36 protein-coding genes are annotated in these 20,877 nt (G+C 47.3%); all 36 read right to left on the reverse strand.

The genetic code is table 11. The features are described 5' to 3' along the window. Window positions 1-367: 367 nt before the first annotated feature. Entirely contained in the window at window positions 368-1,048 is a 681-nt protein-coding gene (locus tag DP119_RS14965) for a KinB-signaling pathway activation protein (RefSeq protein ID WP_112233908.1), read from the reverse strand. A gap of 146 nt (window positions 1,049-1,194) precedes the next feature. Next, entirely contained in the window at window positions 1,195-2,268 is a 1,074-nt protein-coding gene (locus DP119_RS14970) for an Mrp/NBP35 family ATP-binding protein (protein WP_112233909.1), read from the reverse strand. Between the two features lie 101 nt (window positions 2,269-2,369). Then, a complete protein-coding gene (locus tag DP119_RS14975) occupies window positions 2,370-2,810 on the reverse strand; it encodes a VOC family protein (protein ID WP_112233910.1) in 441 nt (146 codons plus the stop codon). A 92-nt stretch (window positions 2,811-2,902) separates the two neighbouring features. Continuing rightward, window positions 2,903-3,295, reverse strand: coding sequence for a 30S ribosomal protein S9 (gene rpsI, locus DP119_RS14980; RefSeq protein WP_058382135.1), 393 nt, complete (start codon window positions 3,293-3,295; stop codon window positions 2,903-2,905). Window positions 3,296-3,324: 29 nt separating this feature from the next. Next, complete coding sequence (gene rplM, locus DP119_RS14985) at window positions 3,325-3,762, reverse strand: 50S ribosomal protein L13 (protein WP_068871390.1); 438 nt, start codon at window positions 3,760-3,762, stop codon at window positions 3,325-3,327. Between the two features lie 216 nt (window positions 3,763-3,978). Next, on the reverse strand, window positions 3,979-4,716 hold the full coding sequence (truA, locus tag DP119_RS14990) for a tRNA pseudouridine(38-40) synthase TruA (protein ID WP_112233911.1): 738 nt from the start codon (window positions 4,714-4,716) through the stop codon (window positions 3,979-3,981). 61 nt (window positions 4,717-4,777) lie between these two features. Next, entirely contained in the window at window positions 4,778-5,575 is a 798-nt protein-coding gene (locus DP119_RS14995) for an energy-coupling factor transporter transmembrane component T family protein (RefSeq protein WP_112233912.1), read from the reverse strand. Then, window positions 5,572-6,444: an energy-coupling factor ABC transporter ATP-binding protein gene (locus DP119_RS15000; protein ID WP_112233913.1), complete on the reverse strand. Its 873-nt coding sequence runs from the start codon at window positions 6,442-6,444 to the stop codon at window positions 5,572-5,574. The genes DP119_RS14995 and DP119_RS15000 overlap by 4 nt, the downstream gene beginning before the upstream one ends. Next, entirely contained in the window at window positions 6,420-7,268 is an 849-nt protein-coding gene (locus DP119_RS15005) for an energy-coupling factor ABC transporter ATP-binding protein (protein ID WP_112233914.1), read from the reverse strand. Before DP119_RS15005 ends, DP119_RS15000 begins: the two co-directional genes overlap by 25 nt. A gap of 340 nt (window positions 7,269-7,608) precedes the next feature. Then, on the reverse strand, window positions 7,609-7,983 hold the full coding sequence (gene rplQ / locus DP119_RS15010) for a 50S ribosomal protein L17 (RefSeq protein WP_058382141.1): 375 nt from the start codon (window positions 7,981-7,983) through the stop codon (window positions 7,609-7,611). A gap of 45 nt (window positions 7,984-8,028) precedes the next feature. Further along, window positions 8,029-8,973 carry a DNA-directed RNA polymerase subunit alpha gene (locus DP119_RS15015; protein ID WP_058382142.1) on the reverse strand — a complete coding sequence of 315 codons (945 nt, stop codon included), beginning with the start codon at window positions 8,971-8,973 and terminating at the stop codon, window positions 8,029-8,031. A gap of 127 nt (window positions 8,974-9,100) precedes the next feature. Beyond that, window positions 9,101-9,490, reverse strand: coding sequence for a 30S ribosomal protein S11 (gene rpsK, locus DP119_RS15020; RefSeq protein WP_058382143.1), 390 nt, complete (start codon window positions 9,488-9,490; stop codon window positions 9,101-9,103). Between the two features lie 25 nt (window positions 9,491-9,515). Continuing rightward, window positions 9,516-9,881 (reverse strand): 30S ribosomal protein S13, encoded by a 366-nt coding sequence (gene rpsM / locus DP119_RS15025; protein ID WP_112233915.1) that lies wholly within the window; start codon window positions 9,879-9,881, stop codon window positions 9,516-9,518. A 24-nt stretch (window positions 9,882-9,905) separates the two neighbouring features. After that, a complete protein-coding gene (gene rpmJ, locus DP119_RS15030) occupies window positions 9,906-10,019 on the reverse strand; it encodes a 50S ribosomal protein L36 (RefSeq protein WP_006828951.1) in 114 nt (37 codons plus the stop codon). Between the two features lie 37 nt (window positions 10,020-10,056). Next, window positions 10,057-10,275: a translation initiation factor IF-1 gene (gene infA, locus DP119_RS15035; RefSeq protein WP_006828950.1), complete on the reverse strand. Its 219-nt coding sequence runs from the start codon at window positions 10,273-10,275 to the stop codon at window positions 10,057-10,059. A 404-nt stretch (window positions 10,276-10,679) separates the two neighbouring features. After that, the gene (locus DP119_RS15040; protein WP_112233916.1) at window positions 10,680-11,333 is read right to left on the reverse strand and encodes an adenylate kinase; all 654 of its coding nucleotides are present in this window, start codon (window positions 11,331-11,333) and stop codon (window positions 10,680-10,682) included. 57 nt (window positions 11,334-11,390) lie between these two features. Then, window positions 11,391-12,686: a preprotein translocase subunit SecY gene (gene secY, locus DP119_RS15045; RefSeq protein WP_112233917.1), complete on the reverse strand. Its 1,296-nt coding sequence runs from the start codon at window positions 12,684-12,686 to the stop codon at window positions 11,391-11,393. Continuing rightward, window positions 12,686-13,126, reverse strand: a complete 441-nt coding sequence (gene rplO / locus DP119_RS15050) for a 50S ribosomal protein L15 (protein ID WP_058382147.1) — start codon at window positions 13,124-13,126, stop codon at window positions 12,686-12,688. The genes secY and rplO overlap by 1 nt, the downstream gene beginning before the upstream one ends. Window positions 13,127-13,159: 33 nt before the next feature. Then, window positions 13,160-13,342 carry a 50S ribosomal protein L30 gene (gene rpmD, locus DP119_RS15055; RefSeq protein ID WP_038701926.1) on the reverse strand — a complete coding sequence of 61 codons (183 nt, stop codon included), beginning with the start codon at window positions 13,340-13,342 and terminating at the stop codon, window positions 13,160-13,162. Window positions 13,343-13,356: 14 nt separating this feature from the next. Continuing rightward, entirely contained in the window at window positions 13,357-13,857 is a 501-nt protein-coding gene (gene rpsE, locus DP119_RS15060; RefSeq protein WP_058382149.1) for a 30S ribosomal protein S5, read from the reverse strand. Window positions 13,858-13,877: 20 nt separating this feature from the next. After that, the gene (gene rplR / locus DP119_RS15065) at window positions 13,878-14,240 is read right to left on the reverse strand and encodes a 50S ribosomal protein L18 (protein WP_112233918.1); all 363 of its coding nucleotides are present in this window, start codon (window positions 14,238-14,240) and stop codon (window positions 13,878-13,880) included. A 33-nt stretch (window positions 14,241-14,273) separates the two neighbouring features. Beyond that, complete coding sequence (rplF, locus tag DP119_RS15070) at window positions 14,274-14,813, reverse strand: 50S ribosomal protein L6 (protein WP_112233919.1); 540 nt, start codon at window positions 14,811-14,813, stop codon at window positions 14,274-14,276. Window positions 14,814-14,843: 30 nt separating this feature from the next. Then, window positions 14,844-15,242, reverse strand: coding sequence for a 30S ribosomal protein S8 (rpsH, locus tag DP119_RS15075; RefSeq protein ID WP_112233920.1), 399 nt, complete (start codon window positions 15,240-15,242; stop codon window positions 14,844-14,846). Window positions 15,243-15,271: 29 nt separating this feature from the next. Continuing rightward, a complete protein-coding gene (locus DP119_RS15080) occupies window positions 15,272-15,457 on the reverse strand; it encodes a type Z 30S ribosomal protein S14 (protein WP_068489164.1) in 186 nt (61 codons plus the stop codon). A gap of 19 nt (window positions 15,458-15,476) precedes the next feature. Next, window positions 15,477-16,016, reverse strand: coding sequence for a 50S ribosomal protein L5 (gene rplE, locus DP119_RS15085; protein WP_058382153.1), 540 nt, complete (start codon window positions 16,014-16,016; stop codon window positions 15,477-15,479). Window positions 16,017-16,043: 27 nt separating this feature from the next. After that, window positions 16,044-16,355, reverse strand: a complete 312-nt coding sequence (gene rplX, locus DP119_RS15090; protein WP_058382154.1) for a 50S ribosomal protein L24 — start codon at window positions 16,353-16,355, stop codon at window positions 16,044-16,046. Between the two features lie 36 nt (window positions 16,356-16,391). Continuing rightward, complete coding sequence (gene rplN, locus DP119_RS15095; RefSeq protein ID WP_033542790.1) at window positions 16,392-16,760, reverse strand: 50S ribosomal protein L14; 369 nt, start codon at window positions 16,758-16,760, stop codon at window positions 16,392-16,394. 47 nt (window positions 16,761-16,807) lie between these two features. Further along, window positions 16,808-17,071: a 30S ribosomal protein S17 gene (rpsQ, locus tag DP119_RS15100; RefSeq protein ID WP_058382155.1), complete on the reverse strand. Its 264-nt coding sequence runs from the start codon at window positions 17,069-17,071 to the stop codon at window positions 16,808-16,810. Window positions 17,072-17,094: 23 nt separating this feature from the next. Then, on the reverse strand, window positions 17,095-17,295 hold the full coding sequence (rpmC, locus tag DP119_RS15105; protein ID WP_068871366.1) for a 50S ribosomal protein L29: 201 nt from the start codon (window positions 17,293-17,295) through the stop codon (window positions 17,095-17,097). Then, window positions 17,285-17,719: a 50S ribosomal protein L16 gene (gene rplP / locus DP119_RS15110; RefSeq protein WP_058382157.1), complete on the reverse strand. Its 435-nt coding sequence runs from the start codon at window positions 17,717-17,719 to the stop codon at window positions 17,285-17,287. The genes rpmC and rplP overlap by 11 nt, the downstream gene beginning before the upstream one ends. Window position 17,720: 1 nt before the next feature. Next, entirely contained in the window at window positions 17,721-18,377 is a 657-nt protein-coding gene (rpsC, locus tag DP119_RS15115; protein WP_068871364.1) for a 30S ribosomal protein S3, read from the reverse strand. Between the two features lie 3 nt (window positions 18,378-18,380). After that, entirely contained in the window at window positions 18,381-18,722 is a 342-nt protein-coding gene (rplV, locus tag DP119_RS15120; RefSeq protein WP_058382159.1) for a 50S ribosomal protein L22, read from the reverse strand. 19 nt (window positions 18,723-18,741) lie between these two features. Continuing rightward, the gene (gene rpsS / locus DP119_RS15125) at window positions 18,742-19,020 is read right to left on the reverse strand and encodes a 30S ribosomal protein S19 (protein ID WP_112233921.1); all 279 of its coding nucleotides are present in this window, start codon (window positions 19,018-19,020) and stop codon (window positions 18,742-18,744) included. Between the two features lie 60 nt (window positions 19,021-19,080). Continuing rightward, on the reverse strand, window positions 19,081-19,911 hold the full coding sequence (gene rplB, locus DP119_RS15130; RefSeq protein WP_112233922.1) for a 50S ribosomal protein L2: 831 nt from the start codon (window positions 19,909-19,911) through the stop codon (window positions 19,081-19,083). Between the two features lie 47 nt (window positions 19,912-19,958). Continuing rightward, on the reverse strand, window positions 19,959-20,243 hold the full coding sequence (gene rplW / locus DP119_RS15135; RefSeq protein WP_058382162.1) for a 50S ribosomal protein L23: 285 nt from the start codon (window positions 20,241-20,243) through the stop codon (window positions 19,959-19,961). Beyond that, a complete protein-coding gene (gene rplD / locus DP119_RS15140; protein WP_112233923.1) occupies window positions 20,243-20,866 on the reverse strand; it encodes a 50S ribosomal protein L4 in 624 nt (207 codons plus the stop codon). Before rplD ends, rplW begins: the two co-directional genes overlap by 1 nt. Between the last annotated feature and the right edge of the window lie 11 nt (window positions 20,867-20,877).

A 20,877-nucleotide genomic window follows, 5' to 3' on the forward strand; every position in this document is an offset into this window, starting at 1 on the left:
GTTGATTGCTCAATACTGCTGGCGTATCGCCGTCATAAGACGCGCGATTCGCTTTGATCTGCCGAAGCTGATCAGTAAGTTTGCCGCGATCGCTCGCGGCTGTATTATTGACGTTTTGCTGTTCAGTTTTCAAGGTTCATGTTTGCTGTCGTTCCTGACGACTTTTATTATATTAAAGCATGTTTAAATATATGTCAACGCATTTACTAAACTTTTTTCAAAAGAACTTTCTCCTTCCCTTAAATCACTCAGCAAGAAGGCTCAAACCTTGTAAATACAGCGTTTCTGGCTTTTCAAGAAAACGCGGCGCCAAACAAGAAAATCCGCTCCCCACCTCGAAGGCAGAAAGCGGAACTTTTCTGAAAAATCATTTCTTCTCTTCAGCTGCCTGCGCTTTTCTGGCAGCACGGCGCGCTTCAAGTTTCAAACGGTCTTCCTCAGATTTCTCATTATATTTCGGCAAGACGAGAAGTTGATAGGCGTTCACTGCAAGCAAAGGGAACAACAACAAGGTCACCCAGCTGTCTACATTGCCCGCTCTTACCATTAAAGCCGGCAGCCACTCCAGTGTCGTGACGACAATCATGAAGAACAGCGCTGAAATGAATGCTGACTTCGCTGTCCATTTCGCCTTGAAATAAGCTGTGGTGAGTGACACCGCCAACAGAATGAACAGCAACGTTCCATAAAGGAATCCTTGCCCACCCGTTTCCACATTCGGCAGGAAGCGGAACACAATCAAATCGAAAATGACGATGGCGATGATCAAAAGCTGCACCCAATTCCATAGCCGCAGCGAGCGGAACATATTATGGCCGAACTGGTGAATCGTCAAATAGGCGAAGAAGCCCATCTGTGCTATCAAGCTCATCGTCAATCCAACCACGATCATCCACACGAAGCCCGCGATGAATTCTCCCCATTGCCCATTTTGCGCAGCTTCAGCGAAGACATCGTTCCAGCGGATGAAAATGCCGAGCAAGCCGGTAATCCCTCCGCCTATCAATAATGCAGTTAATGCAAACTTAACCCAATTTCGTATAGTCACGTATATTGCCCCCGTTAATTTAAAGTTCCTTTCGATTGTATCAACAAACCCTCCTATCTGCAGGAGCAGTTGTGAACAAACCTTGAAAGTCGATTATCGTTAAATAAAAATCCGGAAACCGAAAGCCGGTCTCCGGATCACATATTTTACTGCTTGTTCTGTTTGTTCGCGAATTGCTGGAGGACTTGTTGTGCGATGTCTCCGTAGATTTTCCCGGTAGGATGATCCTCTGCGTAGACAGACGGGGCGAAGTCTTCCTCGTTCCAGTCTGGCTGGCCGAGCGGAATCTGGCCGAGCAGTGGCACTTGTAATTCTTCCGCAAGTTTTGGGCCACCGCCTTTTCCGAAGACATATTCTTTTTTGCCGGATTCTTGGCTCTCGAACCAAGACATGTTCTCGATGACACCGAGCACTTCGTGGTCAGTCTGCAAAGCCATCGCTCCGGCGCGCGCTGCGACGAATGCCGCTGTTGGGTGCGGCGTTGTCACAACGATTTCTTTTGAAGCAGGCAGCATTTGATGGATATCAAGTGCTACGTCGCCTGTTCCAGGAGGCAAGTCCAGCAGAAGATAGTCTAGATCGCCCCACTCCACATCGCGGAAGAATTGATCCAGTACTTTCCCGAGCATCGGGCCGCGCCACACGACTGGCATATTGTCTTCGACAAAGAAGCCCATGGAAATGACTTTAACGCCAAAGCGCTCAACCGGGATGATCGTATCGCCGCGCACAACCGGCGCTTTATCGATGCCCATCATGTCTGGCACGCTGAAGCCGTAGATATCTGCATCGACGAGCCCAACTTTTTTCCCTGCACGGGCAAGCGCAATCGCCAAATTGACAGAGACGGTCGATTTGCCGACGCCACCTTTACCGCTGGCGATGGAAATGAATTCAACTTTATTCAATGGCGATAAGAGATCTTGTGCTTCTGATTCACTTGCGGTTCCGCGGAACTGCGCCAATGCTTCTGGTGGCAGTTCTTCAAAGCGGATGCCGACAGAATCTGCCCCGACTCCTTTGATCGCGTCTACCACTTTCATCTGAAGCTGCATTTGCTCCGGCGTGTTCGTTTTGGCGATTGCCAATTTAACACTGACATACTTTTTCTCTTCCTTGATCTTCACGGACACGATGCCGTTCGTTTCTGCAAGCGTTCTATGTAAAAACGGATCTTCTAGAGCTCCGACTGCTTCTCGCACTTGTGTTTCACTCAACATATCACTACACTCCTTATGGCTTTTGCTACAGTCAAGTATAACATAGGCAATCCGTTTTTAAATCCATTCTGCCTTTTCCTTATCTTGCACATCCGGCGCCGTTATTTGCGCGGTCCGAAGTCAAGCATATCTTTACTGTCGAATTGGAAATCCGCACCGTAAGCAACCTCCCAGTAATAGCCATCAGGATCCTGAAAATAGCCGGAATATCCTCCCCAAAAGACGTCCACGGGCTCCTTTGCGATTACCGCTCCCGCTTTTACAGCCAATTCCATCACTTGGTCTACTTCATCGCGGGATTTAGCATTATACGCCAAGGTGATCCCCGAGAAACCATTTTTCACCGGCGGGTTATCTGCCTGAATATCTTTTGCCAATTCTTCTAAAGGGTATAATTCCAACTTGGTACCTGAGCTATTGAAGAAAATGATATCCGGTTTATCGCTTGTTTCATCCGTTTGGAAGCCGAGCCCATCCCTGTAGAACTTCACGGACCTTTCCATATCCTGTACGCCCAGGCAGATTAAATTAATGCGGTTCATTCTACCACCCCTTTTTTCGGTTTCCTGTAAAATTCGCCAGAACACAAAAAAGCACCTCCCGGAAAACCGGAAAGTGCTTTTGAATGGAAAAATTAACGTTTTGAGAATTGTGGTGCGCGACGAGCCGCTTTAAGACCGTATTTTTTACGTTCTTTCATACGTGGGTCACGTGTTAGGAATCCAGCAGATTTAAGTGCTCCACGGAATTCAGGGTCTACTGTTAGTAGAGCGCGTGCGATTCCGTGACGGATTGCGCCGGCTTGTCCAGTGAACCCGCCGCCTTTTACGTTTACCAATACATCGTAGCTACCAAGAGTTTCAGTAGTTACTAGTGGTTGTTTGATGATTTGCTCAAGCGTTTCGTATGGAACGTAGTCAGATACGTCACGGTTGTTGATTGTGATCGTACCATCTCCTGGTACCAAACGTACGCGAGCTGTTGAGTTTTTACGGCGACCTGTACCGATATATTGAACTTGTGCCAAAGGTGTATCCTCCTCTTATTTACTGATTATTATCCGCGAAGCGTGTAAGCTTCCGGCTGTTGTGCTTGGTGGTTATGCTCTGGTCCAGCGTATACGTGAAGTTTCTTGAACATTTGACGGCCCAAAGAGTTCTTTGGAAGCATGCCTTTGATTGCTAGTTCAAGCATTTTTGTTGGGTATTTCGTGCGCATTTCAAGAGCTGTGCGCTGCTTAAGCCCGCCTGAATATTGCGTGTGGCGGTAGTAGATTTTGTCGGTAAGTTTCTTACCTGTCAAGTGGATTTTGTCAGCATTGATGATGATGACATGATCGCCAGTGTCGACGTTCGGTGTGAATGTTGGTTTGTATTTCCCGCGCAAGATTGAAGCGACTTCAGAAGCCAAACGTCCAAGAGTTTGCCCTTCTGCATCGACAACCAACCATTTACGCTCTACTTCGTGACCTTTAGCCATGAATGTTGTACGCATGTATATTGTCCTCCTAATGAATCGTCTCTTTTTTTAGAATTCAGTTCCAAGTGTTCCATGTTGGTTCCGTTGTTCCGTGTTTTCGTTATCCCTTAACACAAATAACCTTCCGGGGCATATCGTGGGGGTAATGAAAATACCATACATCATCATATAACGGATTGCACTTTAAGTCAAGGGAATTCAGGAAAAACACCTGGAAAAGTTGCTTCATTTTCAATAATGCACTTTTTCTAAGTACAACCCGTGCGCTGCCGCTGTTTTCCCTGCAGCGTCGCGATCACAGGCAGCGATGATTTCAGCCAGTTCTTCCGGTTCCCTTCTATTCAACCCGACTTCCAGCAAGGTGCCTGCAATGATGCGGACCATGTTATAGAGAAAACCCGACCCTTCGATCACCATATGCAATTCTTCGCCATGCTCTTCGAAATCAATCCGCCAAATGCTCCTTACTTTATCGACCACATTGGTATTAGCTGCACAAAAGCTCGAAAAATCATGTGTGCCGATAAAGGCTTCAGCCGCTTTTTCCATGCGCCCCACATCGATTTTCTGCGGCACGTGGACGAGATGGTTGCGGTGGAATGGATTGATGAGTTTGCTGCGGTTCCATTTATACCGGTAAATCTTGCCCTTGGCATGATAGCGGGCATGAAAATCGGCATCCGCTTCTTCGATATCGTAGACCTGGATGTCTTGTGGCAAGCGGACATTGAGCGCACGCATCCAGGACTCTTTCGGCATGGAAAACGGCGTATCGAAATGGATCACTTGCCCGGTGGCATGCACACCCGAATCCGTCCGTCCGCTTGCCACCACTTCGACCGGTTCGCCTTTATGCAATTCTTTCAATGCGCGCAACAGCTCCAGTTGGACAGTGCGGGTCTTCAGCTGGATTTGATAGCCTGCAAATCCGCTGCCGTCATAGGCAATCGTCGCTTTCATTCGTTTCATGGGGTCTCTCCTTTTAATGCAGCTTTCGTAATCTAATTAAGTGAATCGCCATCTCTTTTGGTTAACTCCGGAAATACCAGAGCAATCCGGCAAATCCAACGAGCAGCAATAAGCTTAGCGTATCCATAAAGCGCCAGTTGAGCTGGCGGTAGCGTGTACGGCCTTCTCCGCCGCGGTAGCCTCTCACTTCCATGGCGGTCGCTAGATCTTCCGCCCGTTTAAAGGCGCTGACAAACAAAGGGATCAATAGCGGCACGACCGCTTTTACCCGTTCTTTAATAGGCCCTGAGCCGATATCCGAGCCGCGTGCCATTTGCGCTTTCAAGATCTTTCCGGTTTCATCCATCAAGGTCGGGATAAACCGCAGTGAAATGGACATCATCAAGGCCAGTTCGTGGACCGGCAGTTTGATGCGCTTGAATGGCCCGAGCAGCACCTCGATGCCGTCCGTGATCGAAATCGGCGAAGTGGTCAATGTCAGTATGCTCGTCATGAACACCAAGACTAAAAACCGGATCGAAATGAATATCCCTTGCCGCAATCCCTCTTCATAGACATCCACAAAACCGACACTGAAGAGCAACGCCCCGCCTTCGGTGAAGAATAAATGCAGGAAAAACGTGAAGGCCATCAAAATAAAGACCGGTTTTAAGCCATTGATCAAGAAATACAACCGAATTTTCGATAAAAACACGGCCAGCAAGGTGAATCCGAGCAAAATCGCATAAGTAATGGCGTTATTCGCGATAAAAACGATCGCAATAAACAAAAAGACAAATAGGATTTTTGCCCTTGGGTCCAGCCGGTGGACGATCGAATCTCCTGGAATAAAGCGACCAAAAATCATCTTCTCCATCATTTTGGCTCACGCCCTTCCGTGAGTGCCTGCGCAATGGACCGCGCCAGCGCCTCTTCAGTCAGCGCAAGCTCATCGAGTGTCAAGCCGGTTTTCTCTTCAAACTCCCGCTGCATGCGCACGGTGCGCGGCGGCTCCAGCCGGTAATCGCCGAGTTGCTCTTCATTGGCGAAGACGTCCCGCACATCACCTGTGGCGACGCATTTGCCGCCATGCATGATGGCCACCGTATCCGCATAACGCGCCGCATCTTCCATGCTGTGGGTCACAAGCACAGTCGTTAAGCCTTTCTCTTGATGCAGGCGGTAAAACAGATCCATGATTTCCCGGCGTCCTCGCGGATCGAGTCCTGCTGTCGGTTCATCCAGCACCAAAACATCCGGCTCCATCGCCAAGACTCCTGCTATCGCGACGCGGCGCATCTGCCCCCCGGATAAGTCAAAAGGCGATTTCTCCAGCACGCCTTCCGGAAGCCCAAGCTGTTCGACCAAAGCGATTGCCCGTCTGCGGGCCTCCTCTTCGGGTACACCGAAATTCAGCGGGCCGAACATGATGTCTTTCAGGACCGTTTCATCGAATAGCTGCTGCTCCGGGAATTGGAAGACTATGCCGACTTTTTTCCGCACATCCCTCAAGTTCTTCGCTTTCGTCCCTGCCTCGATTTTCCGCTCGCCGATCAGTACACTGCCTTCAGTCGGCTGCAATAAGGCATTCAAATGCTGCAGCACGGTCGATTTCCCGGAACCCGTGTGCCCGATGATCGCTGTGTAAGAGCCCGATGGTATGTGCAGCGTGACATCCGTCAGCGCCCGCTTTTCAAAAGGGGTATCTTTCGCGTAGCTATATCCTACTTGCTTGAGTAATATGTCCATAATTCCTCCACCAGCTCATGTTCTGTCATAGATTCACCGGTCATCGGCACTCCGGCTTGTTTCAGTAAACCGGCCATCCGCATCGCAAACGGCAAGTCCAGCCCCATTTCGGTCAACTCTTCACCCGAGGAAAACACTTCATCGGGAGTGCCTTCCATTTGTTTATGCCCGGCATTCATCACCAGCACACGGTCAGCGAGTGCCGCTTCCTCAAGGTCATGGGTAATCGACAGCACAGTCAGGCCTGTTGCTTCACGCAATTCGCGGATAGTCTCGATCACTTCCCGGCGCCCTTGAGGGTCGAGCATCGATGTAGCTTCATCCAAAATGAGCAGGCGGGGGCGCAAAGCAAGTGCCCCGGCAATCGCCACACGCTGCTTTTGCCCGCCCGATAGGTGATGCGGTTCATGATCGAGATAGTCCGCCATCTTCACTTGCTGCAAAGATTCACGGACACGCACCACCATTTCTTCGTGGGGAACGCCGTTATTCTCGAGTGCAAACGCTACATCATCCTGCACCGTCGCCCCGACAAATTGGTTGTCTGGATTCTGGAACACCATCCCCATCTGCGAGCGGATATTCCATAAGCTTTCTTCAGACATTTTTAAGCCCATCGCCTGGACGGTGCCTTGCTGGGGAAACAATAGGCCATTCATCAGTTTGGCGATTGTCGATTTGCCGGAGCCGTTATGGCCGACAAGCGCTACCCATTCCCCTTCTCCAATCGAGAATGACAGGTCCGAGACAGCCGGCTTGACCGCCTCGTCTTCCGGTACGTATGTGAAGGTCACTTGTTCGAATGACAAAATGCTTCCTTTCATGTGTTGAAGCCTCCTCTAAACTTTCTCTACTCTACCCTCATGTGCTGTAAAACGGGAACTCTCTAGCCACGCTTAATTTGCACTGTTCATATTCCCTTCTGCGGAATATCAACACTGGAAATTAATTGATCAATAAATAAAAAAAGCGCGCACCTCATTCAGAGTATGCGCTTTTCTGTCTCTATGGCTCCTGCGGGTGCTTAAGCCGCCGGTTGAATGAGGTGCGTAGAGCTAGACGAGACGCCGCCGCAAGGGCTCGCTCATCATAACACTCAGCTTTTCATATTGTCGTATAAATCATGATGCTAAAAGAAGAGGGCTATGAACCCTCTTCAACTGATTAAACCAATTCAATAATTACGATTGGTGCGCCATCTCCGCGACGAGGCCCCATTTTCATGATGCGCGTGTAGCCGCCTTGACGGTCAGCGTAACGTGGTGCAACATCATCGAACAATTTTTGCAAAGCAAAGATTGTGTTTTCGTTGCCTTCTTCGTCAGTAGAAGTCACGAGTTCACGGCGAATGTATGCTGCAGCTTTACGGCGTGCGTGGATGTCTCCGCGCTTACCAAGCGTGATCATTTTTTCTACAGTTGAACGGACTTCTTTAGCACGTGCTTCAGTTGTCTGAATGCGTTCGTGAACGATTAGGTCAGTCGTAAGGTCACGCAAAAGCGCTTTACGTTGAGAACTTGTACGTTGAAGTTTTCTCATTGAAGTTTCCCTCCTTTGTTGAATAGTTCAGAAAGACTCGGGCAATCAGTCTTCTTTACGAAGGCCAAGACCTAGATCTTCCAACTTCACTTTCACTTCTTCAAGTGATTTGCGTCCGAGGTTGCGAACTTTCATCATGTCGTCTTCCGACTTGTTGGCCAATTCGTGGACAGTGTTAATGCCGGCACGTTTCAGGCAGTTATAAGAACGAACAGAAAGATCGAGCTCTTCGATAGTCATCTCAAGCACTTTCTCTTTTTGGTCTTCTTCTTTTTCAACCATGATTTCAGCTGTTTGAGCCTCATCCGTCAATCCTACGAAGATGTTCAGATGTTCAGTGAAAATTTTCGCGCCAAGCGCAATTGCCTCTTTGGGACCGATGCTTCCATCTGTCCAGACATCGAGGGTTAATTTATCGAAATGAGCGAGTTGGCCCACACGGGTATTTTCCACTTGGAAATTGACGCGTGAAACTGGCGTGTAAATAGAGTCAATCGGGATAACGCCGATCGGAAGATCTTCACGTTTGTTCTGATCTGCACGGGCATACCCACGGCCGCGGTTAGCATACATGCGCATGCGCAAGTGGCCGTCTTTCGCGATTGTTGCAATATATAGATCCGGATTCAGAATTTCCACGTCACTATCGTGAGTGATATCTGCAGCCGTAACCGTTCCGTCACCTTTTACATCAATTTCAATGACTTTTTCTTCGTCAGAGTAAATTTTCAAAGCGAGCTTCTTGATGTTCAAAATGATAGAGGCTACATCTTCTTCTACACCTTCGACAGTGGAGAATTCATGCAAGACGCCATCAATTTGGATCGAAGTAACAGCTGCGCCAGGTAAAGATGAAAGTAGGATTCGACGTAAGGAGTTACCTAAAGTGGTACCATATCCACGCTCAAGGGGTTCAACAACGAATTTGCCATATTTGGCATTGCTGTCGATCTCAACCGTTTCAATTTTTGGTTTTTCTATTTCGAGCATTCAGTTTACCCTCCTTCAAAACGTCGGTATTTTCGTTGCATAAGAATTCGATAGTCACAGACTTTCGCTACGATTCAGAACACATTGAGTAAGTCGTGATGTTCAAAAATCCTATTCAGACCAACGATTATACGCGACGGCGTTTTGGCGGGCGGCAGCCGTTGTGAGGAACCGGAGTTACGTCTCTAATTGCAGTAACTTCCAATCCAGCAGCTTGAAGCGCACGAATAGCGGCTTCGCGACCTGAACCAGGACCTTTAACAGTTACTTCCAAAGTTTTCAAACCGTGTTCCATGGAAGTTTTTGCAGCAGTTTCAGCAGCCATTTGGGCAGCGAATGGAGTGGATTTACGTGAACCACGGAATCCTAGAGCACCAGCCGAAGACCAAGATACTGCGTTACCTTGCATATCAGTGATCGTAACAATTGTGTTATTGAATGTTGAGCGGATGTGAGCAATACCGGATTCGATATTCTTTTTCACACGACGCTTACGAGTTTGTTGTTTACGTGCCATGTTAAGAAACAACCTCCTTTACTGATTATTTTTTCTTGTTAGCTACAGTTTTACGAGGACCTTTACGCGTACGCGCGTTGTTCTTCGTGTTTTGACCACGGACCGGAAGACCGCGACGGTGGCGGATACCACGGACGCTAGCGATTTCCATCAAACGTTTGATGTTCATGGAAACTTCACGGCGAAGGTCACCTTCGATTTTGTACTGATCCAATTGTTCACGGATATTGTTCAACTCGTCTTCTGTAAGATCGCGAACGCGAGTCTCTTCAGAAACACCAGCACCAGAAAGAACTTTCTGAGCAGTCGTTTTCCCAACACCGTAGATATAAGTCAATGAAATTACAACGCGTTTGTCGCGCGGAATGTCAACACCAGAAATACGTGCCATGTGTGCGATGCACCTCCTTCTTTATTAACCTTGTCTTTGTTTATGTTTCGGATTTTCACAGATTACCATTACTTTACCGTTTCTGCGAATAACTTTACATTTTTCGCAGATCGGTTTAACAGATGGTCTCACTTTCATCTAACCCAACCTCCTTAGTAGTCCGGAGTGCAAAAGATTATTTAAAACGGTATGTGATGCGACCGCGTGTTAAATCGTAAGGAGAAAGTTCCACTGTCACTTTATCTCCTGGCAGAATGCGGATGAAATGCATGCGAATCTTGCCTGATACGTGCGCAAGAATCGTATGGCCGTTTTCAAGCTCCACTTTAAACATCGCGTTAGGCAAAGTCTCAACGACTGTTCCTTCGATTTCAATTACATCGTCTTTCGCCATCGACCCAGTCTCCCTTCTGTATACAAATCAGGTACTCATCTTCAAACAGTATTTGCTGATTGAATAATTCTTATCCATTCACAAGGAATGCATGAGTGACATTTGAAAGACCTTCTCCGGGTTCCTCTCCCCACTTATGACAGCGGAGTTCGGGGGTTCCGGTTGAATCAGTCTGACCCACGTATCCTCGACTGCCCGGACTGCCTTGGATGAGTTCCAAACCCGTTACACAGATGCTTCCACGAAACCCATTATACTACCTCCGGTGCGGAATTGCACGGAGCAACGAGCCTCACCGGTTTCATATAATCAGGCCTTGTTTGCTTTTGCAGCTCACGAAAATTCATATCTCCGGTGCTCCTTAAAGCCACATGGAGGCAACTAACTGCGCCCGGCGCCGGGACTTAGCCTCGGCCGCCCTTTAGAAGAGCATCAATGTCAGCAAATACTTTATCAATGTCCTGCTGTCCATCTATATTGGTCAGCACGTTCTTTTCCTCGTAGAAGTCGAGAAGCGGCTGAGTTTGTTGCATGTTAACTTCTAAACGCTTCGTGACGGTTTCAGGCTTGTCGTCTTCGCGTTGGTAGAGCTCTCCGCCATCCTTATCGCACACGCCTGCTACTGCAGGTGGATTGAAAACAGTATGGTAAGCAGTTCCACAAACTTTGCAAATCCAACGGCCTGTTAAACGTGCAATCAATTCGTCTTGTTCAACTTGGATGTTTACGACATGCTCGATTCGTTTGCCAAGATCAGCCAGAAGAGATTCCAGCGCCTCAGCCTGAGGAACCGTGCGCGGAAAGCCATCCAATAGGAAGCCTTTCTCACAATCCGCTTGGCTGAGTCGCTCTCGGACGATACCGATCGTCACTTCGTCAGGCACCAAGGCACCTTGATCCATGAACGACTTTGCTTCCAGGCCAAGTTTCGTACCGCCTTTAATGGCTGCACGGAACATGTCGCCTGTCGAAATATGAGGGATGTCGTACTTCTTGACAATTTCGTCTGCTTGCGTGCCTTTGCCGGCACCTGGTAGACCCATCAACACAATATTCATACGTTTTGCCCCCTCAGACAAGTGGATAAGGAACGTTTTCACGTTCCCCTCCATTGATTATTTCATAAAGCCTTTGTAATGACGTTTCACAAGTTGTGATTCCAATTGCTTCATCGTTTCGAGGGCTACCCCGACGACGATCAGCAAACTGGTGCCGCCAATCTGTGCAGATTGAGGCAGGTTTGCGATGTTGATGAAGAAAATCGGCAGAACCGAGATAACTGACAGGAAGATCGCTCCCACGAAAGTTAACCGGTAAAGCACACTTGTTAAATAATCTTGCGTATTTTTACCCGGACGGATTCCCGGAATGTATGCACCTTGCTTTTTCAAGTTGTCCGCCACGTTTTCAGGATTGACCTGAATGAATGCATAGAAATACGTGAATGCGATGATCAAGGCGACATAAATGATCATGCCGACAGGACGCGTGTAATCAAACGTATTCTGGATTGCCTCCGTAAACGCGTTGGCACCAAAGAAAGAAGCGATAGTTTGCGGCGTGATGATGAATGCCACTGCAAAGATTACCGGGATAACTCCGGCCGCGTTTACTTTCAAAGGTAAATGCGTTTGCTGCCCATTCGAGCTCTGGCCACGGCCAGCGACACGTTTGGCATACTGGATCGGGATTTTACGCAACGCTTGTTGGACGTAAATGACCAATACAGTAATTGCAACAACTGCGAGTGCGAGCAATGCCATGATGGCAATGTTAATCGGAAGCTGGTCGCCAGCCCCTTGGATCTGCTGCGCATAAAGTTGGTTAATTGCTCCTGGTACTGCAGCGACAATCCCTGCGAAGATGATAATCGAAATACCGTTCCCCACGCCTTTTGCCGTGATCTGCTCACCAAGCCACAATAGAAATGCTGTTCCTGCTGTCAGTACGATGGCGATTACCACATAAGTCGCAATCGAATCGTCTTGGATCAATGTACCTCCGTACATTTGGTTAAATCCATAAGACATGCCGATCGCCTGGATAAATGCAAGAACGATTGTAAAGTAACGAGTGAATTGAGCAAGTTTCCGTCTTCCGACTTCGCCTTGTTTCGCCCACTCAGCAAATTTCGGCACAACATCCATTTGCAGAAGCTGCACAATGATCGATGCTGTGATATAAGGCATGATTCCCATCGCCAAAATCGAGAAGTTGGCCAGGGCGCCTCCGCCGAAAGTATTCAAGAAACCGATCAGACCCATCTGATCAGTAGCCTGGAGTACTGACGCATCAACGTTCGGCACCGGAACAAATGTCCCGATACGGAAGATGATGAGCATTGCTAAAGTAAAGAAAATTTTATTTCGAATATCAGATACGCGCATAAGATTAGAGATTGTCTGAAACATTAAAGCACCTCGGTTTGACCGCCGGCAGCTTCAATTGCTTCTTTAGCTGATGCAGAGAATTTGTGGGCTTGTACAGACAATTTCTTGTCCAAGCTTCCGTTACCAAGGATCTTGATACCAGAACGCTCCTTGCTCACAACACCTGTTTCGATCAACAATGCAGGTGTAATTTCTGTGCCTTCTTCGAAACGGTTCAACACGTCAAGGTTTACAACAGTGTAGTCCTTACGGTTGATGTTCGTGAATCCACGCTTAGGCAAACGACGGAACAATGGGTTTTGGCCACCCTCGAATCCTGGACGGACACCGCCGCCTGAACGGGCTTTTTGACCTTTATGACCTTTACCGGCTGTTTTACCAGTACCTGAACCGATTCCGCGTCCGATACGCTTGCGTGAGCTGCGTGAACCTTCTGCTGGTTTTAATTCGTGAAGTTTCATGTGGTTGGCACCTCCTTCTATAGAAATCAGGGATTAAACTTCTTTAATAGTGACTAAGTGAGCGACTTTATCAAGCATTCCGCGAACTGCTGCGTTGTCTTGGTGCTCAACTGTTTGATGCATTTTACGCAGGCCTAGTGACTGGACTGTTTTACGCTGTGCCGGCTTTGAACCGATCACAGACTTAGTGAGGGTAATTTCTAGTTTAGTAGCCATGTAATTTCCCTCCCTTATTGGAATAACTCTTCTGTAGTTTTACCGCGAAGTTTTGCAACTTCATCAGCGCTCTTCAGTTGAGTCAAACCGTTGATAGTAGCACGGACCATGTTGATCGGTGTGTTGGATCCAAGAGATTTAGACAAGATGTCTTGTACTCCTGCAAGCTCCAATACCGCACGAACAGGACCACCAGCGATAACACCAGTACCTGGTGAAGCAGGTTTAATAAGAATCGAGCCGGCACCGAAGCGCCCGGTCACTAGATGTGGAGTAGTACCTTTAACCATAGGTACTTCGATCAAGTTCTTCTTCGCATCTTCAATAGCTTTACGGATTGCTTCTGGAACTTCTTGTGCTTTCCCAGTACCAAAACCGACTTTACCATTTTTGTCGCCTACAACAACCAATGCGGAGAAACGGAAACGACGTCCACCTTTTACAACTTTCGCTACGCGGTTAATCGTAACTACGCGTTCTTCAAGTTCAAGTTTGTTTGGATCAATACGACGCATTATATGTGTCCCTCCTTCTTTTAAAATTCTAAGCCGTTTTCACGTGCAGATTCAGCCAAGGCTTTTACACGTCCATGATATAGATAACCACCGCGGTCAAAAACAACTGATTTCAAGCCGTTTTCCACTGCGCGTTTTGCAATCGTTTCGCCGACTAGAGCAGCCGCCTCGACGTTGCCTTTCGATTCAAGAGAAAAATCTTTATCTGCAGATGATGCGCTAGCAAGCGTTACGCCGTTTACATCGTCGATCAATTGAGCGTAGATGTATTTATTTGAACGGAAAACGTTCAAACGCGGACGTTCAGCCGTTCCCGTGATTTTAGAACGTACGCGAGCGTGACGTTTTTTACGGGATGCGTTTTTATCGAGTTTCGTAATCACTGAGGTCACTCCTTTCAGCCTGCCTAAGCAGCATTATTTACCTGTTTTACCTTCTTTGCGGCGAACTTTTTCGTCTTCATAACGAATCCCTTTGCCTTTGTATGGCTCTGGCGGGCGCGTAGCGCGGATGTTTGAAGCAAGTGCTCCGACCATCTCTTTGTTGATCCCTTTGATGACGACTTTCGTGTTGCCTTGTACTTCGATTTCGATTCCTTCTTCCGGAGTGAATTCCACCGGGTGAGAGTATCCAACGTTCAAGACCAATTTCTTGCCTTGCAGCTGGGCACGGTAACCTACACCGACTAGTTCAAGTGAGCGGGAGAAGCCTTCAGATACTCCAGTAACCATGTTCGCTAGCAATGCACGGGTTGTGCCGTGGATTGTGCGGTGTTCTTTGGAATCTGATGGGCGTGACAATGTCAACACATTGTCTTCCTGCGTGATTGTGATATCTGAGTTGAACGAGCGAGTAAGCTCGCCTTTAGGCCCTTTTACTGTTACGTCGTTGCCGTTTCCGACAGTAACGGTAACGTTAGCAGGAACCTCGATTGGTTTTTTACCTACACGTGACATTCTGTTGCACCTCCATTCGTTTGTTGCTTCTTACCAAACGTAAGCTAAGATTTCGCCGCCGATTTTTTTCGCGCGGGCTTCTTTATCAGTTACTACACCTTGTGATGTCGATACTAGAGCGATTCCAAGACCGTTTAGTACACGAGGCACCTCGTCAGTTTTAGCGTAAACACGTAGTCCTGGTTTTGAAATGCGTTTCAAGCCAGTGATGACGCGTTCGTTGTTGGCACCGTATTTAAGGAAAATGCGGATCATGCCTTGTTTATCATCTTCAACATATTCAACGTCACGAACGAAACCTTCACGCTTCAAGATTTCAGCGATATCTTTCTTCACGTTAGAAGCCGGAAGCTCCAATTTCTCGTGACGAACCATGTTTGCATTACGAATGCGTGTCAGCATATCTGCAATCGGATCTGTCATTGTCATTACATTTACCTCCTTCCCAATTTAGGGGATTACCAGCTGGCTTTTTTGACGCCAGGAATTTGTCCCACATATGCAAGTTCACGGAAACAAATACGGCAAAGTTTGAATTTGCGCAGTACTGAATGCGGACGTCCGCATCGTTCACAGCGTGTGTACTCTTGTACTTTATACTTTGGCGTGCGTTTTTGTTTAGCAATCATCGATTTTTTAGCCACGTTTACGCCTCCCTCATCTTTACTTTTGGAACGGCATACCGAATTGTGTCAATAACTCACGAGCTTCTTCATCAGAGTTCGCAGTTGTCACAATTACGATATCCATACCGCGTACTTTAGAAACTTTATCATAATCGATTTCAGGGAAGATCAATTGTTCTTTCACACCAAGTGTGTAGTTGCCGCGTCCGTCGAAAGATTTTTTCGATACGCCACGGAAGTCACGAACACGTGGTAGTGAGATAGCAATCAATTTATCCAGGAAGTCATACATACGCTCACCGCGTAGAGTGACTTTACATCCGATTGGCATGCCTTCACGAAGGCGGAAGCCAGCGATAGATTTCTTAGCTTTTGTGATGACCGGCTTTTGGCCAGTGATCGTCTGCAATTCTTCAACTGCAGAATCAAGTGATTTTGTGTTTTGTACAGCTTCACCGACACCCATGTTGATAACGATCTTGTCAACTTTCGGTGCCTGCATTACTGAGGAATATTCAAACTTGCTCACTAGAGCAGGTGTGATTTCGTTCACATATTTTTCTTGTAGGCGGTTCATGTTTGTACCTCCCCTCATTCAGGAATTTTATTTATCTAATTTTTCACCGGATTTTTTTGCAACACGAACTTTTTTGCCGTCTTCCATTTTGTATCCTACACGAGTCGGCTCGCCGGATTTAGGGTCAACTACCATCACGTTGGAAACGTGGATCGCAGCTTCTTGGCTGACAATTCCGCCTTGCGGGCTTGCCTGGTTCGGTTTTGTATGCTTTTTGACGATGTTAACACCTTCAACGAGCACACGGTCTTTCTTAGGTAGAGCAGTCAAAACAACTCCTGTTTTGCCTTTATCTTTCCCAGAGATGACCTTAACTGTATCGCCTTTTTTTACATGCATTCTGTCGCACCTCCTTGGTATCGCACGTTGGATGTTTTATAGAACTTCAGGAGCAAGTGAAACGATCTTCATGAAGTTGTTGTCACGAAGTTCACGTGCAACTGGTCCGAAGATACGTGTTCCGCGTGGACCTTTATCGTCGCGGATAATCACACATGCATTTTCATCAAATTTGATGTAAGTACCGTCTTTACGGCGAGCTCCGCTTTTCGTGCGAACGATGACAGCCTTAACGACTTCACCTTTCTTAACAACGCCACCTGGTGTTGCTTTTTTCACGGTACAAACGATTACGTCACCGATGTTTGCTGTCTTGCGACCAGAACCACCAAGCACTTTAATCGTAAGTACTTCACGAGCACCCGAGTTGTCTGCAACTTTTAAACGACTTTCCTGTTGGATCACTTAGGTAACCTCCCTCCGGAACTTTTAGGATTCCGAACTTATTTAAATTAGATGATGACAGCTTTTTCGACGACTTCCACTAAACGGAAACGTTTTGTAGCTGATAGCGGACGAGTTTCCATGATGCGAACGATGTCGCCCATTTTCGCTTCGTTGTTCTCATCATGAGTCTTGAATTTCTTAGAGTATTTTACACGTTTGCCATAAAGCGCGTGCTTCTTTTGAGTTTCAACCATTACTGTGATGGTCTTATCCATTTTGTCAGACACGACGCGGCCTGTGTATACTTTGCGTTGGTTACGCTCAGACATACTTGCAACCTCCTCTCGAATTATCAGTTGTTGCCACTGAGTTCTCTTTCATGAATCACAGTTTTCATACGGGCAATCGCTTTACGTACTTCGCGGATGCGAGCCGTGTTTTCTAATTGACCAGTAGCCAATTGGAAGCGAAGGTTGAAAAGCTCTTCTTTCAGTGATTTCACTTTTTGTTCGATTTCAGCAGTGGTTAGGTCACGGATTTCTTTAGCTTTCATTCGATTCACCACCAATTTCTTCGCGTTTTACGAATTTCGTTTTCACTGGCAGTTTGTGAGAGGCAAGACGCAATGCTTCGCGTGCAACTTCTTCAGATACTCCAGCGATTTCGAACATAATTTTACCGGTTTTTACAACCGCTACCCATCCTTCAGGTGAACCTTTACCGGAACCCATCCGTACTTCAAGAGGCTTTTTCGTGTATGGCTTGTGAGGGAAAATCTTGATCCAGACTTTACCGCCACGTTTCATGTAACGTGTCATAGCGATACGGGCAGATTCGATTTGGCGGTTAGTGATCCATGAAGACTCAAGAGCCTGCAGGCCATATTCGCCGAATGCGACTTCTTTGCCGCCTTTCGCTTCCCCGCGCATCTTGCCACGGTGTTCACGACGATATTTTACGCGTTTTGGCAATAACATATTATTTGCCTCCTTCCTCAGAATTCTTCTTGGTTGGAAGGACTTCACCGCGGTAGATCCATACTTTTACGCCAAGCTTACCATAAGTAGTGTCTGCTTCAGCGTGCGCATAGTCGATGTCAGCGCGCAATGTATGGAGCGGAACAGTTCCTTCGCTATAGGACTCAGCACGGGCAATGTCAGCTCCGCCTAGACGTCCAGATACTTGAGTTTTGATCCCTTTAGCGCCTGCACGCATAGTGCGTTGGATCGTTTGTTTTTGAGCACGGCGGAAAGATGCACGGTTTTCTAGCTGGCGTGCGATTCCTTCAGCGACCAATTTCGCATCAAGGTCAGCTCTTTTGATTTCTACGATGTTGATGTGGACACGCTTGCCAGTCATCGCGTTCAGTTGCGTACGAAGTACTTCTACTTCAGAGCCACCTTTACCGATTACCATACCTGGCTTCGCAGTGTGGATTGTTACGTTTACACGGTTTGCAGCGCGCTCGATTTCGATTTTCGAAACTGAAGCTTCTTTCAAACGTGTTTCGATGTATTCACGGATTTTCAAATCTTCGTGAAGGAGTGTCGCGTAGTCTTTTTCAGCGTACCATTTCGACTCCCAATCACGGATGATTCCGATTCGCATTCCAATTGGATGAATTTTTTGTCCCACGAATTATCCCTCCTTCTTCTCAGATACCACTAGTGTGATGTGGCTTGTGCGTTTGTTGATCGCGCTTGCGCGTCCCATTGCACGTGGACGGAAACGCTTCAAAGTCGGCCCTTCGTCAACGAATACTTCGCTGATGACAAGGTTCTCGATGTTCATTTCGTAATTGTGTTCAGCGTTAGCAGCTGCAGATTTCAACAACTTCTCAACAACAATGGATGCTGCTTTAGGAGTGTGGTTCAAAATTGCGACCGCTTCACCGATTTGCTTGCCTCGGATTAAATCTACTACTAAACGGACTTTACGAGGAGCAATACGTACTGTTCTAGCAACAGCTTTTGCTTGCATGGGGAAATCCTCCTCTCAATTAACGTCTTGTTTTCTTATCGTCTGCACCATGGCTTGCGTATTTGCGCGTTGGGGCAAATTCACCAAGTTTATGGCCGACCATGTCTTCAGTCACATATACAGGGATGTGTTTGTGGCCATCGTATACTGCAATTGTTAGCCCGATGAATGTCGGGAAGATTGTAGAACGGCGAGACCAAGTTTTGATCACTTGTTTTTTCTCAGAATCCTTTTGCGCTTCGACTTTCTTCATAAGATGATCGTCTACAAAAGGTCCTTTTTTCAAGCTGCGACCCATTTGGGATCCTCCCTTCGTGATTGCACCACGGTTCGTATCGTGAACCGCAGCGAAATCAAATTATTTTTTGCGGCGACGTACGATGAATTTATCGGATTTGTTTGTTTTCTTACGTGTTTTGTATCCAAGAGTCGGTTTGCCCCATGGAGACATTGGCGATTTACGTCCGATTGGCGAACGTCCTTCACCACCACCGTGTGGGTGATCGTTCGGGTTCATAACAGATCCGCGGACAGTTGGGCGATTGCCCTTCCAGCGGTTACGTCCTGCTTTACCGATGTTGATCAATTCGTGCTGCTCGTTTCCGACAGCGCCGATAGTTGCGCGGCAAGTAGCAAGGATCATGCGAACTTCGCCTGATTGCAAGCGAACTGTTACGTATTTTCCTTCTTTACCAAGCACCTGTGCTGAAGCTCCTGCAGAACGTACCAATTGGCCGCCTCCGCCTGGTTTCAATTCGATGTTGTGGATAGTAGAACCCATTGGGATGTTAAGCAATGGCAAAGCGTTACCTGCTTTGATGTCTGCTTCCGGTCCTGACATGATTTGCGTGCCAACCTGAACACCTTTAGGTGCAAGGATGTAACGTTTTTCTCCGTCAGCGTAATGGATAAGTGCGATGTTAGCAGAACGGTTCGGATCGTATTCGATCGTAGCAACGCGTCCTGGAATGCCATCTTTGTTACGTTTGAAATCGATCACGCGGTATTGGCGCTTATGTCCGCCCCCGTGGTGGCGTACAGTGATTTTACCTTGGTTGTTACGGCCGCCTTTACGCTTCGTCGGTTGCAAAAGCGACTTTTCAGGCTTGTTCGTTGTGATTTCAGCGAAATCCGAAGTAGTCATATTGCGACGACCGTTAGTGGTAGGTTTGTATTTTCTAATCCCCACGTTGTTTCCCTCCTTTTTTGATTAGTTCTTGTTCAGAACTTATGCAATTACATTTCGAATAGTTCGATGTCTTTTGAATCAGCAGTCAATTTCACGATCGCTTTGCGGCGTTTGTTCGTGTAGCCTGCGTGTTTACCCATGCGTTTGAATTTGCCTTTGTAGTTCATGATGTTGACTTTCTCAACTTGAACTCCGAAGACTTCCTGAACTGCATGTTTAACTTGAGTTTTGTTAGCGCGAACGTCCACTTCGAAAGTGTACTTCTTCTCCGCCATTACCTCAGAAGAACGCTCGGTAATGACTGGACGCTTTAGAATGTCACGTGCTTCCATTAACCAAGCACCTCCTCGATTTTTTCTACGGCTCCTTTAGTCATGACGACTTTGTCATGGCCAAGCAAGTCCAATACGTTGATTCCGTTTGCCGGAACGACTGTCATGCCTTTGATGTTGCGTGCAGATAGTGCCACGTTCTCATCAAGGTCAGCTGTTACGAACAATGCTTTCTTGCCGACAGACAAGTCATTCACAAGTTTAGTGAATTCCTTTGTTTTCGGTGCGTCGAAAGCCAATCCTTCAAGTACCAATAGGTTTTCGTTTGCTACTGCCGAAGACAATGCAGAACGAAGAGCCAAGCGGCGGACTTTCTTAGGGAGTTTATAGCTGTAGCTGCGTGGTGTCGGGCCGAATACGACTCCGCCTCCGCGCCATTGTGGTGAACGGATCGAACCTTGACGGGCACGTCCAGTTCCTTTTTGACGCCATGGCTTTCTTCCGCCACCGGCTACTTCAGAACGGTTTTTAACTTTATGGTTACCTTGACGCAATGAAGCACGTTGTGCAACGACTGCATCAAAAAGTACAGATTCATTTGGTTCAATGCCGAAGACAAGATCGTTCAATTCGATATCGCCAACTTGTGAACCAGTTTGGTTTAGTAAAGCTACTTTAGGCATTCTTGTTTCCT

This window comes from Planococcus maitriensis (genome assembly GCF_003289925.1).
Classification (GTDB): domain Bacteria; phylum Bacillota; class Bacilli; order Bacillales_A; family Planococcaceae; genus Planococcus; species Planococcus maitriensis.